The following is a 13657-nucleotide window of genomic DNA, read 5'->3' as shown; positions in this document are numbered from 1 at the left end:
AGCCAACGATTGTTCTAATTGGCAGCGCCCCTTTCTGGTGTTTGTTATCTCGTTTCCCGATGAAGCGTCACTTTGTTCAGACGCGGGCAATATTTTTTCAGCTCCAGCCGGCCAGGGTGGGTTTTCTTATTTTTGGTGGTCGTATAATTGCGGTCCCCGCATTCGGTACACGCCAAGGTTACGATAACTCGCATATGAACAGCTCCTTTTTGTTTGATTTTCAGATATCACTGCTGGGCAAATGCCGCTTCCAACTGCTCGGAGGAAGCGTTCGGCAGCTCATCCTTCAGCTTTTTCCAATCGGATTTCATCTCTTCCGGCGTCAGCAGGCAGGCATCCAGCTCGGAAGCAAAGCGCTCTTGATCCATGCCGATACCGATAAAGACCACCCGGTTTATCCGGTCACCATACTCGGCATCCCAATGCTCCAAAAGCTCAGGCTCCTCGGCAAGCACCGCTTGACGCTCCGTTTCGGGCAGGGAAGCGACCCAGTATCCTGCCGGCCCGAATTGGATGGACGGGCCTGCCTGACTCAGGCTTTGTGCGAGCTCATTACGGCTTGCCAGCCAGATCGTCCCCTTTGCGCGAACGATTTCCCCGGGCCAATCGGCCATCCACTCGGTCAGTCTCTGCGGATGAAAAGGCCTGCGGCGCTCATAGACGAACGACGATATGCCGTACTCATCCGTTTCCGGTGTATGCTCCTCCTTTTCCAGCTCCTGAATCCATCCGGCTGAGGTGCTGGCCGCATCAAAATCAAACAAGCCGGTGTTCAAAATGTCATGCGGGTCCACTTGGCCGTAATCCGTCCGGATCAGCTTGGCGCGCGGCTGCAGCTTGCGCAGTACCTGTTCAAGCTCATTCAGCTCCTCGGGCTCCACCATGCCGCATTTGTTCAAGATCAGCACATCGCAAAATTCGATTTGACTGATCAATAAATCGACCACGTCACGCGTATCGTCTTCACCTACCGCCTGCCGGCGGTCGAGCAGCGTTTCGCCGGAAGAGAAATCGTGCCAGAACCGGTAAGCATCAACCACCGTGACCATCGTATCGAGCCGGCAAATTTTCGACAAGTCAATGCCGTGCTCCTCATCGATGTAGGTGAAGGTTTGCGCCACAGGTACCGGTTCGCCGACGCCTGTCGATTCGATGAGAATGTAATCGAAACGACCGTCCCGCGCCAAGCGCTCCACTTCCTTAAGCAAATCCTCACGCAGCGTACAGCATATACAGCCGTTCGACATTTCCACGAGCTTCTCTTCCGTACGTGAAAGACCGCCCCCGTCCTTAATCAGCTCCGCATCGACATTCACTTCGCTCAGGTCGTTCACGATGACCGCGACCTTCAGCCCTTGGCGGTTATTCAATACGTGATTCAATATCGTAGTCTTACCTGCGCCCAGATAGCCGCTCAATACCGTAACGGGAATTTTGTTTTTTCTTTCAAGCATACTCAGGCTCCTTTTATACGTAATTATTACAATTAAATACATTGTATATTAACAACGTCTATGTGTAAATAGTATTTTTTACGATTATGAATTATGATGCGTTATCTGTCTACCGCATGAAGCACACAGGTTCTTCGAATGGACGCACTTCGCCTCCCGGATGGTTTTGTGGGATCGGAACTCCCGGTTAAACCAAAAGGAGCCGATCGTCCCGATCGGCTCCATGTGGATGTATGGTCGTTGAAAAATGGTATACTTTTTGCCGGCTGCTGTTCTTGCCCCTTCTTGATTGAGCCGTCTTAATCTAAAATCGATACGGTCGCGGATTAAACTACATCGTAGCCTTGATCTTCAATGGCTTCCTTAATGGTCTCAATAGTTAACTTGCTCTCATCGTAATCCACGGTAACCGTCTTGCCGCTCAAATTTACTTTCCCCTCGGCACCCAGCTCTTTTATGGCTTTTTCAATAGAGTTTACACAATGATTGCAGGACATTCCTTCCACCTGCAGCGTTGCCTGTTTCATCCTTACCACTCCTTCTTATTTCATCAGTTTATTCATGGTGACCAAAATTTCGTCAATGACTTCATGATCGCCGGATTGGATACGCTCGATAACGCAGCTTTTCATGTGATTCTCAAGGAGTAGCTTGCCGACACCGTTCAAGGCCGATTGAATCGCTGCAATCTGATTCAGTACATCGTCGCAATACGTGTCTCTCTCAATCATACCTTTGACACCCCGGATTTGCCCTTCGATCCGATTTAAGCGGCTGATCAAATTGCTTTTCGTCTTGTCCGAGTGATGACTCCTGCGCTCCTCTGTATTGGAACAGCACGAGATGTCTTCAGTGGCTCCATTTAAATGATCCATGGCGTACCTCCTCACACCAATAGAATATAATACCCCTATGGGGTATGTCAAGCCGACGCCCTCTTCAGCTCACCTCGATCAGCCCAGACAAAGAAATAACGTTTGAATCCCGCCTGCTGCCGAGAATTCAAACGTTATTTCATTTACGCACCCGGGAAGGCGCAGAACCGATTTACCGGGACCGTCCCGCTTCCTTCAGCGTCTTCAACGTCTTCATCACACGATTTCCGCCGCGGCCGAAGTAGTCCTGCAGCCGGACGTATTCGCGATACAACAGCTCATACGTTTCCGTGTGCTCCAAATTCGGTTCATAGGCCTCCTCTCTGACCCTTCCCATGGCTGCGGCGGCTTCCCGTACGCTGTCGTACCCGCCGGCCGCCGCCCCGGCGGCAGCAGCTCCATAGATGGCCGCGCCAAGCGCAGTCGTTTGCGAAGAGGCCGCAACTTTGATGGTACGCCCGGTGACATCGGCGAATATTTGCATCAACAGCCGGTTGCGCTCCGGCAGACCGCCGCAAGCATAGAGGTCGCGCACCTCGACTCCGCCTTCCTCGAACGTATCGATAATGCGCCGGGTTCCGAATGCCGCCGCTTCCAACAGGGCACGATAAATATCTTCCGGCCTCGTCGATAGGGTGCATCCGATCAAGCAGCCGGAAAGATCCGCATTCATGATCGGCGAACGGCTGCCGTTCCACCAATCCAGGGCCAACACACCGCTTTCGCCGGGCGCCAGCCGGGAGGCTTTACGCTCGAGCAGGGCATAAACGTGCAGCCCCTCGGCCTCCGCTTCAAGCTTCACATGCGCCGGAACCGCCTGATTCACATACCATGCGAACAAGTCTCCGACCGCCGGCTGTCCGGCTTCGTAGCCGAAAAACCCAGGCACAATCCCGTCCTCGACGACGCCACATATGCCCTCCGCGTACACTTCCTTCTCGCTAAGCAGCATGTGGCACAGCGAGGTGCCCATGGCCAGCACCATGCTGCCGCCGCTGACCACGCCGACGCTCGGTACAGCCGCATGAGCGTCGATGACCGCTACGGCTACTGCCGTTCCCGGACTCAGCCCGAAACGGCTTGCAGCCTCTGCGCTCAGGATTCCCGCCCGGGAACCGATCGGCTTGACCTCTCCCCGCAGCTTGGTCTCATACAGATGCTCAAGCCGGGGATCCAGCGCCTTCAGAAATTCCCGTGCAGGGTAACCGTCCTGCTTATGCCATATTCCCTTATAGCCTGCATTGCAGCTGCTGCGGGTCAGTTTCCCGGTTAACTGCCACACAAGCCAATCCGCCGCTTCCACGAACAAATCCGCCGCATCATACAGTTCGGGAGCTTCATTCAATATCTGCATCACCTTGGGCAGCATCCATTCCGAAGAAATCGTTCCGCCGTACCGGGCAAGAAAAGGCTGATCGGTTTGTTTCGCCAGCTCATTGATCCGATCCGCCTCCGGCTGCGCGGCATGATGCTTCCACAGCTTCACCCAGCTGTGCGGCTCAGACCGGTACTCCTCCTTGCGGCACAGCGGAATGCCGCAGCTGTCGACGGGAAGCATGGTGCAAGAGGTAAAATCAATACCGATACCGATCACATCCTGCGGATCAACCCCGGAGGCTCGCAGCACTTCCGGAATGGAAAGCGAAAGCACCTCCAGATAATCATCCGGATGCTGCAGCGCCCAATCCGGCTCCAAGGGCTGTCCCCCGGGTAGCCTGCGGTCCATGACACCATGGGGATACACGGTCACATGAGTGCCCAGTTCCTCGCCGGTAGCTGTGTTAACCAGCAGCACGCGGCCGGATTCCGTTCCATAGTCGACGCCTAAAACGTACTTCCCGCTCAACGTCCCCGACCTCCCGCATACAGCGGCCCATAAGCCGCGCACGCCCGAAAATCGGCTCCTTCCGCATCCGCCGTGCCGAAGGCGCTCCACGCGCTTGGGCGGAAGCATTTCTCCGCAGGCACATTGTGCATGCTGACCGGAATGCGCAGCATCGACGCGAGCGTTATCAGGTCCGCCCCGATATGACCGTAGCTCAGCGCACAGTGGTTGGAGCCCCAGTTATTCATGACCGAATATACATCCTTAAAAACGCCTTCGCCCGTCAGATTAGGCACAAACCAGGTGGTCGGCCAAGTCTGATTCGTACGCTGATCCAGGATATCGTGAACATCCTGCGGAATGTCAACGGTGTAGCCTTCCGCCAGCTGAAGAACAGGTCCCAGCCCTTTGACGAGATTGATCCGGGCCATCGTTACCGGCATTCCACCCTTCGTTTGGAAATCCGTCGAAAAGCCGCCGCCACGGAAGAAATCGACGGCCGGACACCACTTTGTCACCTGAAGACACTTCTCTACTTCTTCCCCGGTAATTTCCCAGAACGGCTTCATCGCAGGCGCTCCGTCCTTTGTTTGCTGTCCCGTGCCGTCCAGTGCCGCCGGACCTGAGTTAATCAAGTGGATGATACCTCCCGCGGCCATGCCCTCCAGCTCTTTGCCCGTCACACGCTTCACCGCTTCAGGACTCCAATACGTACGGACATCCGCAAAAATCTGAGCCGCATCCGTAAGCAAATGCCCCAGCAGCATCGTCACCGCATTCAATGCATCGTTCTCGGTAGACATGATATACGGCTCCCGAATCCCGTTCCAGTCAAAGGATGAAGTCAGAATCGCTTCCATAAAATCCCCGTTTGGGTAATGATCCGTCCACTGACGCTGGCCTTGAAATCCTGCGGCAATAGCATGGTGTCCGAGCGCTTCTTCTCCGTAACCCATTTCCGCGAGCTTCGGATTGCCGACCATCAGGTCGCGTGCAATCAGCGTCATTTTCACAACGGTCTCCCAATCGCGGTCCTTCTGCTCGCGTGTCCGCTTCAGGTGATCCGGGTTCACATCCTCGCCTTCCCTGCAGTGCTCCTTCACCCAACGCAGCGCCTTTTCGTATTCCTCCTTATCGTAAATTCCGCGTTCCATGCGGCGTACAAACTCGGTCATATCCACATATTCGTTGCGCATGCCCAAATATTCATGGAAAAAGCTTTCGTCAGCGATACAACCGGCGATGCCCATGGATACCGAACCCAAAGACAAATACGCCTTCCCGCGTATCGTGGCCACCGCCAAACCGGCTTTGGCAAAGCGGATCAGCTTCTCCTGCACGTCGGCCGGAATCGAGTCATCGCCAAAATCCTGTACATCTTTACCGTAGATGCCAAAGGCCGGTAAGCCTTTCTGGTTGTGTGCCGCCAGCACGGCAGCCAGGTACACCGCTCCCGGGCGGTCAGTTCCGTTAAAGCCCCATATCGCTTTCGGGATCAATGGATCGGTATCCATCGTCTCCAAAGGATAGCACCAGGAAGGCGTCACCGTAATGGATACGCCGACCCCTTCGCGGGCGAACTTCTCTGCGGTTTGCGCCGCTTCCGCCACACCTCCGATGCAGGAATCGGCAATCACGCATTCCACCGGCAGGCCGTTCGAATGGCGTATGTTCTCGGACAGCAGCTTGGCTACGGCATGAGCCATGTTCATGGTGATGTCTTCCAGCGACTCGCGAATTCCGCCCCGACGACCGTCTACGGTCGGACGGATTCCGATTTTGGGCATTGGGACATTCAGTCGGTTTACGATGGGTGTACTCATGATGACTTGGGCCTCCTCATAATAAATAGAATATTAATGCGCTTTCACATGATAAAATCATGTGTTAACGTTTACACATCAGATAAAGAAAAGCGTCCTTCTTCATGCCTGATCACAAGGACAGCTTATTCTTTTGCACAAATTTCGGAATGATGATCCGGTTTTCCATAGCACTCTTCTGATGCAGAAGCTTATCCAGCAGAATGCCTGCCGCCGAATCTCCAATGCTTTCCGGATGCTGCATGATGACCGAAAGCCTGTGTTTAAACAGAGATGAAAAATCCAGATCGCCGAACGACACCACCTCCACCTCGTCCAGTCCGATGCCCATCTCCTGCAGCCCCAAATACAAGCCAAAGGTCATCTCATTATTGGCGGAAAATACGGCCGTAGGCGGAACGGGCAGCTTCATCAGCTTCTGAATCGCCTGCTTGCCTGACTTTCTGGAAAAATCCCCTGAATATACATACTCTTCGCCAACCTGAAGACCGGCTTCCTGCAGCGCCCGTACTGCGGCTTCATACCGCTCGAGCGCCGTGCTGATCGTTTTGGGCCCATGGATCATACCGATATGGCGGTGTCCCGCGCTTACCAAGTATTCCATGGCCTGCCGTACCGGACCGCGGTTATCCTCCATAACCAAATCGGCGGAAACACCGGGCACACAGCGATCCACAAGCACAACCGGGATGCCGGAGCCAATCAGCTGCCGGAGCTGTTCCTTATTGCCCCCGGTACCGGCAAGAAGCAAGCCTTCCACACGGTTGCTCAGAAGCGCATCCAGCGCCTCACGCTCCTTGTCAGGGTTTTCATCCGAATCCATAAATAGCAGGCGGTAGCCTTCAGCAACCAACCTTTGCTGAATCGTGCGGGCAATCGTCATAAAGTAGGGATTGCTCATATCAGGCAGTATCATCCCGATACTTCGCGATTTCTCCTGCTTCAGGCTGCGGGCGATCGCATTGGGCCGATAGTTCAGCTCCTTGACCGAAGCCAGCACCCGACGCCGTACATCCTCGCTCACATAACCGCTGCCATTCAACACCCGGGAGATTGTCGCGGTGGAAACTCCTGCATGCTTTGCTACGTCTTTAATCGTCAGCTTGCGCAATCCACAGCTCTCCTCCGCATTCCAACTCATGATAGGTTAACGTTTACACATTTAATGTATCATGAAGTCGAATGGGTTTCAATATGAAAATGTCGTCCAAATCAGATGCAGCCCATGACAGCTTTTACCAAACGTCTTTTTTCCCTTGAATCCGACTGGTTATATTCCAATTTGGCCATGTCTTATATAATGAAGCTATAGAATATCTCTTTCACTTTTACTCACAGGAGGAAAACATGGGACACGACGCAAAAGCTTATGCAGGAACATATCAAGGAGAAAAAGCCGTATGGCTTAAGTCAGGCTGCTACGAGGCTGCGGTTCTGCCAGAAATCGGAGGCAATCTGATCGCCTTTCGGGACACGGAAAAGAATTACCGTTTTTTGCGCGAGCCTGCCATGGACGAAATGGACTCGTTTAAAGCGAAGCCGATCGTTCACGGCATTCCCGTGCTGTTTCCCCCGAACCGCTATGAAGACGGTACATTTCACTGGAACGGAGCGACATACCAATTTCCGGTGAACGAACCGAGGACAGGCAATCATCTGCACGGATTCGTACATAACATTCCTTGGCAGGTCGAACGGTTCTCGGCCGATGATGCGGAAAGCCATGTGACTCTGGCGCTTAAGGTGAACAAGGACCATCCGGTTTACCGCTATTTCCCGCACGCCTTCACCATCAAAATTCGCTACACGCTTAGCGGGCTGGGATTGTTTCAGCATGTGACCGTACGCAATGACGGAGAGGACCGGATGCCCTGCCTGCTTGCATTTCACACCGCCATTAATGCTCCGTTCGCCCCCGATAGCACCGCGGCGGATTGCCGCTTCAAGATGACCATTGGCAAGCGCTGGGAGCTGAATGAGCGAATGCTCCCGACAGGACAATATCAGCCGCTGACCCCGGAGGAAGAACGGATGAAAGAAGGCGGACTGTCGCCGTATTTTGAACCCATGGACAACCATTATACCGCCGCGCCGCAAAACGGTCGCAACCGGATGGAACTGACCGACATAAAAGAAGGAATCACATTGGTCTATGATGCAGGAATAGCTTACAAGCAATGGATGATTTGGAACAACAATGCAACGGAGGGCTTTTTCTGCCCTGAGCCTCAAGTCAATCTGGTCAATGCACCCAACCTGAATTTTCCTTTAGATCCCGAGCTGATCGGTTTGAACAGCCTGGAGCCGGGAGACCTTTGGGAAGAAACAAGCCGGATTTACATCAAGGCGCAAAGCAACGCATAGAGATTCGTACTGGGGGGGCCGGTCTAAAACGGCTCCTTCTTTTTTAGGAAATTAAAGGAAAATTAGAACGGGGACAAACAAGACATGATAATCCTGTTAACGTTTGGAGGGGTTACCATGCAAAAATGGAGAATATCCATCATTGTCGCCGCTTGTGTCATGGCCACGCTATGGAATCATGCCGAGGCGCAGCCGCCAACCAAAGGGCGCCATTACTATGAAGCACGAGGAGAAATCGTTTGGGAAGTGCCGACCGACGAAAAAATAATCGCTTTAACGTTTGATGACGGTCCTGACCCTGCGGATACTCCGGCGATATTGGACCTGTTGCGCCAATATGAAGCCAAAGCTACCTTTTTTGTCATTGGCAAACGTGTTGAAAAGCATCCTGAGTTAGTAAAAAGGGAACTTAGGGAGGGCCATGAAATTGCGAACCATACCTATAGTCACCCTTATTTCAAACAGAAAATTGCCGGGGAGAAGATCCGGGATGAAATTTTAAAAGCGGAACGAATCATTCTTGATGCTACGGGTCACAAACCCAGTCTTTTTCGCCCTCCCGGCGGTTATTACGGGGATAATTTGGTCGATGCTTCCAAAAAATCGGGGTATCTGGTCGTGATGTGGTCATGGCATCAAGATACGGAGGATTGGAACAGGCCCGGTGTCGCCAAAATCGTCAACAAAGTACTCAAAAACGCCAGAAACGGCGACATCATTCTGTTTCACGATTACGTTGAAGGAAAAAGCCAAACGATTGAAGCGTTAAAACAAATCCTTCCTCAATTAAAAGAGAGAGGCTATCGATTCGTTACGGTATCCGAATTGCTTCATTACCGTAAATCGACGACCGTAAAAAATTAACCAGCCCAAAAAAACCTTATTCTTGCAGAGTAAGGTTTTTTGGCTATGAGGGACAGGTCATTGGGCCTCCGGTTCCAGCTCAACCCAATCGGCAGACCACTTTTCGATTTCTCTGATGACCGGTTCCAGGGCAAGACCTTTTTTTGTTAATGAATATTCTATTCGAACGGGAGTTTCCGGGAAGACCTCCCGTCTTACGATCCCCTCATGTTCCAGATCCTTCAATCTCTCCGACAAAAGCCTTCCGCTGATGTTAGGAAGCGCGTCTTCAATCGTACAAAAACGCTGGGGACCTGACAGCAGTTGATGAATAATTAAACCGATCCAGCGCTTGCTTATAATCTGCATACCTTTCTCAAATCTGGGGCATAAAGAAGATTGTTCCATTTTAATCACCACCTATACTTTTATTATAACAAAAATTGTCCCGACAACAAGCTCACATAATACAATTTATTTCTTTATTTATATTTAATTACTATAAGTAATTATTATTTCCCTTTGGTTAAAAGCGCCGGCAAGCCTGATTTTAGAGATTAATTATATTTAGCATTCAATTGTTTATGTATAAAATATTTTTTGGTTGACCAATTATCTGAATTTTTTTACAATATTCACATAACGGACAAACTTTTGGACAGAAATAGGAGAGGATTCATTATGGGAATTATAGAAGCAGTGAAATCGATCGCTAAAGGCATAGGTTTTGCTTTTATTTCTATCGGCGCATTACCTTTTCTGGTGATTAAAAGCTTTGTCGAGATTTTCCATTGAACTTATACAGTGATTTTGCGAGGCGATCTTACGGGGTCGTCTTTTTTACTGTTTCACCTTTTTGAAGTTCGATGAAAGCGTTAGACCGAATTTTTCCTGTGTCATTCGTCTAATTTTATAGGGCAAGCATCACGATCAATGAACCATGCATAAGTTGTATCATCCCATCCTGAGAGGAGCTGATGAGATGGCTTATACGCCTTTTGGTTATGGCTATAATCCTTATTATCCGATCACTGTTTATTCGACTCCCTATTCCTCCTACTACCCCGGAGTACATTCTATCGGCGGTTATTACAGCGGTTATACCGGCGGTTACCATCCAGGCTGGCCTGGTGTTCACGGGGTTCACGGCGCACATGGCGTACATGGGTCACATGGCGTACATGGCACACATCGATCAAGCAAAAGCTAAAAGCAAAACGCCACCCTGCGGCATCATCCGTGAGTGGCGTTTTTTGTAACCCGGAACAGTGCATTGCCCGGAAGCCGATAACGGATCGAATGATTATCAGCGTTTCAGCCGCGGCAAATAACGACAAAACCTCTTATTTTACATCTGTTTCCAATTATATTTCTATCATGTATAATATATTCTCGCAGCCCCCTATACCGTAAAAAGGAAAGGAAAGATGTATATTTTATGACCAACCTCACATTGGAAAATCTGTATTTTATTGAGAGGCAGTGCTTGAATCCCCAGGATGCCATTATCATCCGACTGCTCATGGAAGGGGTAGAGATTCACGAGATCGTGTATTTGAAAAAAGATTCTTTGGATGGTTCGAACCGAATCCTGACCGTAATAGATTGTCTGGAGCAAAAAAGAACTATAAAAGTCAGCGAACGGTGCGCTGAACTCTATCAAAATGCCGTGAAGCAGACCCATTACTTTTTTTACAATGATGATGACCCCGCCCATCGAACATCAGTCACCTTAAAAGATAGCCCCTATCTCATCCGAGTTTGTCTAAAGGATTACATAGCTAACGAATCTATGATTATTGAGCTGGACTCTGTCATTTTGCGCACCATATACACCAGACTTCGATCTTTGGCTTCCTTCTTTTCCCTTCCTCAAATTTCATATTTAACTACGGTAAGACTGGACATGGCACAAAAAGTGTTTGCTTAAAAAGAAAACGCCACCTGGCGGAAGAATGGTCCGCTAAGTGGCGTTCTTGTTCATAATGCATATGATATGTTGGCTTTGCTTCATAATATCCAAGCCCTGTTTCATAAACATATTTTGTATGCCTAAAAGCGGTTCGTACATTCATTCAATGGAGGAAACCTGATTACCATGAATACTCCTCACCCCAATAACGGTAAGCCATTTATCGTGCCCCAGCCGATTCGAAGCGACGGTGCCGGCGGGCCTGATTACGGTCCTCGCGATATTATGAGGGACCTGGAAAATCCGAATATGTTTGTCCCGCCGGTCACGGATTCCGGCTTGCTGCCCAACCTCAGAATGTCTTTCTCCGACACTCATATGAAACTGAATCAAGGGGGCTGGTCCCGGGAAATCACCGTTAGGGAATTGCCGATCGCCACAACCCTTGCGGGAGTTAACATGAGCTTAATGCCGGGCGGAACGCGGGAATTGCACTGGCATCAACAAGCGGAGTGGGCATACATGATTTGGGGCAGCGCACGAATAACGGCTGTCGACCAAAACGGACGAAACTTTATTGCAGACATCGGCCCGGGTGATCTCTGGTATTTCCCGGCCGGATTGCCGCATTCCATTCAGGGATTGGAGGAAGGATGCGAATTTTTACTTGTTTTCGATGACGGACACTTCTCCGACCTGAACACGTTGTCTATCTCCGATTGGTTTGCTCATACCCCAATAGACGTACTGTCAGCCAATTTCGGCGTTCCTGCCAGCGCATTCGATTCCATTCCCCCAGACCAGGTTTATATCTTTCAAACCCGTGTTCCAGGTTCACTGGAGAGCCAGGAAGTCCAATCCCCTTATGGCACAGTTCCAATCAGTTTCAAGCATCGGCTGTTAGCCCAAACTCCGTTGGTTACGCCGGGCGGAAGCGTGCGTATCGCGGATTCCTCCAATTTCCCGATTTCAAAAACCATTGCTGCGGCGTTGGTCGAAATTCAACCCGGCGCAATGAGAGAACTGCACTGGCATCCCAATAATGACGAATGGCAGTATTACCTTACCGGACAAGGACGGATGACCGTTTTTGGCGGCAACGGAGTGGCGCGAACTTTTGATTACCGAGCGGGAGATGTCGGTTACGTGCCTTTCGCCTTTGGCCACTACATACAAAATACCGGGACTGAAACGTTATGGTTTTTGGAAATGTTCAAGAGCGATCGGTTTGCCGATATTTCCTTAAACCAGTGGATGGCGCTAACCCCTCGGGAGCTTGTCCGGGATAATCTTCATGTCGGTCCGGAATTGCTTGATGCTTTGCGAAAGGAAAAATGGCCTGTCGTCAAATATCCCGGCCAATCCCAGGTCTCGAAGTAGGGCGAAGTGTAAGCATTACTTCTTATATTTTAACAAAAGCAAAATTGACGTTACGGCCTCGGCCCTGGTTGCGTTGTCATTCGGTGCGAAGTGGTTGTTGTCTCTGATGTTCATTATGCTTTTTTGGGTTGTTGCCGCAACATAAGGATAAGCCCATTCCGGAATCTGACCCTCGTCTGCAAAGGATAGCTTTTGGCTCGTTTCCGGCTGAAGCCCCAGTGCGCGAACCAGCATAACGGCAATTTCCGAACGGGTAATGCTGCGGTCCGGACGGAAGGTGCGGTCTTCATAGCCGCTAATAATGCCTGCGCCAACCGCCTGCTCAAGATGAGCTTTGGCCCAATCCGGAATTTGGTCATCATCGGTATAATTTAATTCCGCTTTCTTGCCTTCCAGCTTCAACGCACGTCCGATTAAAACCGTAAACTCGGCACGGCTTATCTCTCCGTCCGGATTAAATTTGCCGTCCTCATAACCGTTGGCAATACCTGATTCCGCTGCCTGCTCAATGAATTCTTTAGCCCAGTGGTTATGAATGTCCGAAAAGGACGGTTTTGGTGCCTCTACAGGTTTGGATGGATCATCGGAAGCCGGCTGGCCCCGATCTTCCTGCACCGTATCCCCATCCGCCGCCGAATCCGCATTGCCGGCCGGTTCCGCGCTCCCGCTAATTTTTCGGGCACTGTCTTTATCGATTGAAATGTCTACATAGTAATCATGAAAGTAATTCAATTCGGCCCATTCAATTTTAACCCAGGCTTTAACCTTCTTGGACAAATCTTCGACTTCAAACTGGACATCGCGCGTGTTTTTTTCTTCGTTTGTGCCAACGACCACTGTATCCTTCAAGGAGCCGTTAATCTCGGTTTTAAACGCCGTAGTCTCTTTGCTTTGTTTAATTGTCATAGTGAAATATTGCTTGCCGTCCACCACGGTTAAAGTCCCGGGGGTAACGACATAATCCTGCATAACGGACTTCTGTTCGGTACCGAATTTCTTTACCATATAATTAATAGTATATTTGCCGTCCTGCAGTACGGCCGAACCGGAGCCCGGTTGGGCTGCGGTTACTGCGGGCGGCGCATCCGCAGCCCATGCTGCCGGGATGGGAGCGGCTGACACCAGCAAAGATGCGATACAGACACCGGACATCAGTTTCTTCATGGGTCTTTTCATATTCT

General features: G+C 50.8%; 14 protein-coding genes. 5 read left to right on the top strand and 9 right to left on the bottom strand.

Annotated features, from left to right (window positions below; genetic code table 11):
• Window positions 1-44: 44 nt before the first annotated feature.
• The 7 genes from rpmG to IJ22_RS02580 all read right to left on the bottom strand — a co-directional run bounded on the left by rpmG (window position 45) and on the right by IJ22_RS02580 (window position 7088).
• Window positions 45-194 carry a 50S ribosomal protein L33 gene (rpmG, locus tag IJ22_RS02610; protein ID WP_062407044.1) on the bottom strand — a complete coding sequence of 50 codons (150 nt, stop codon included), beginning with the start codon at window positions 192-194 and terminating at the stop codon, window positions 45-47.
• A 33-nt stretch (window positions 195-227) separates the two neighbouring features.
• Window positions 228-1454, bottom strand: coding sequence for a GTP-binding protein (locus tag IJ22_RS02605; RefSeq protein ID WP_062407042.1), 1227 nt, complete (start codon window positions 1452-1454; stop codon window positions 228-230).
• Window positions 1455-1780: 326 nt separating this feature from the next.
• Window positions 1781-1981 (bottom strand): copper ion binding protein, encoded by a 201-nt coding sequence (locus IJ22_RS02600; RefSeq protein ID WP_062407041.1) that lies wholly within the window; start codon window positions 1979-1981, stop codon window positions 1781-1783.
• Window positions 1982-1996: 15 nt separating this feature from the next.
• Entirely contained in the window at window positions 1997-2329 is a 333-nt protein-coding gene (locus IJ22_RS02595; protein WP_054819715.1) for a metal-sensitive transcriptional regulator, read from the bottom strand.
• A 172-nt stretch (window positions 2330-2501) separates the two neighbouring features.
• Complete coding sequence (locus IJ22_RS02590) at window positions 2502-4175, bottom strand: ribulokinase (protein ID WP_062407039.1); 1674 nt, start codon at window positions 4173-4175, stop codon at window positions 2502-2504.
• Entirely contained in the window at window positions 4172-5977 is a 1806-nt protein-coding gene (locus IJ22_RS02585; protein ID WP_062407037.1) for an L-fucose isomerase, read from the bottom strand. The genes IJ22_RS02590 and IJ22_RS02585 overlap by 4 nt, the downstream gene beginning before the upstream one ends.
• Window positions 5978-6089: 112 nt before the next feature.
• A complete protein-coding gene (locus IJ22_RS02580) occupies window positions 6090-7088 on the bottom strand; it encodes a LacI family DNA-binding transcriptional regulator (protein ID WP_062407036.1) in 999 nt (332 codons plus the stop codon).
• A 236-nt stretch (window positions 7089-7324) separates the two neighbouring features.
• On the opposite strand from IJ22_RS02580, the gene IJ22_RS02575 reads away from it, so the two are divergent.
• Both IJ22_RS02575 and IJ22_RS02570 read left to right on the top strand, forming a co-directional pair.
• A complete protein-coding gene (locus IJ22_RS02575) occupies window positions 7325-8341 on the top strand; it encodes an aldose 1-epimerase (RefSeq protein ID WP_062407034.1) in 1017 nt (338 codons plus the stop codon).
• A gap of 117 nt (window positions 8342-8458) precedes the next feature.
• A complete protein-coding gene (locus IJ22_RS02570; protein WP_062407032.1) occupies window positions 8459-9205 on the top strand; it encodes a polysaccharide deacetylase family protein in 747 nt (248 codons plus the stop codon).
• A gap of 57 nt (window positions 9206-9262) precedes the next feature.
• Here IJ22_RS02570 and IJ22_RS02565 read toward each other — a convergent pair whose 3' ends face one another.
• Window positions 9263-9592 (bottom strand): winged helix-turn-helix transcriptional regulator, encoded by a 330-nt coding sequence (locus IJ22_RS02565; RefSeq protein WP_062407030.1) that lies wholly within the window; start codon window positions 9590-9592, stop codon window positions 9263-9265.
• Window positions 9593-10166: 574 nt separating this feature from the next.
• Here IJ22_RS02565 and IJ22_RS02560 point away from each other — a divergent pair.
• The 3 genes from IJ22_RS02560 to IJ22_RS02550 all read left to right on the top strand — a co-directional run bounded on the left by IJ22_RS02560 (window position 10167) and on the right by IJ22_RS02550 (window position 12476).
• Window positions 10167-10394 (top strand): hypothetical protein, encoded by a 228-nt coding sequence (locus IJ22_RS02560; RefSeq protein WP_137669906.1) that lies wholly within the window; start codon window positions 10167-10169, stop codon window positions 10392-10394.
• A 228-nt stretch (window positions 10395-10622) separates the two neighbouring features.
• Window positions 10623-11114: a phage lytic cycle repressor MrpR family protein gene (locus IJ22_RS25940; protein ID WP_137669905.1), complete on the top strand. Its 492-nt coding sequence runs from the start codon at window positions 10623-10625 to the stop codon at window positions 11112-11114.
• 168 nt (window positions 11115-11282) lie between these two features.
• A complete protein-coding gene (locus IJ22_RS02550) occupies window positions 11283-12476 on the top strand; it encodes an oxalate decarboxylase family bicupin (RefSeq protein ID WP_062407024.1) in 1194 nt (397 codons plus the stop codon).
• Window positions 12477-12491: 15 nt separating this feature from the next.
• Here the strand turns inward: IJ22_RS02550 and IJ22_RS02545 are convergent, their stop codons facing one another.
• Entirely contained in the window at window positions 12492-13652 is a 1161-nt protein-coding gene (locus IJ22_RS02545) for an S-layer homology domain-containing protein (protein WP_062407023.1), read from the bottom strand.
• Window positions 13653-13657 lie beyond the last annotated feature (5 nt).

Origin of the sequence: Paenibacillus naphthalenovorans, assembly GCF_001465255.1 — a bacterium.
GTDB lineage: Bacteria > Bacillota > Bacilli > Paenibacillales > NBRC-103111 > Paenibacillus_G > Paenibacillus_G naphthalenovorans.
Note: the sequence above shows the minus strand (reverse complement) of the source record. Positions and strands in the feature narration are given on the sequence as shown.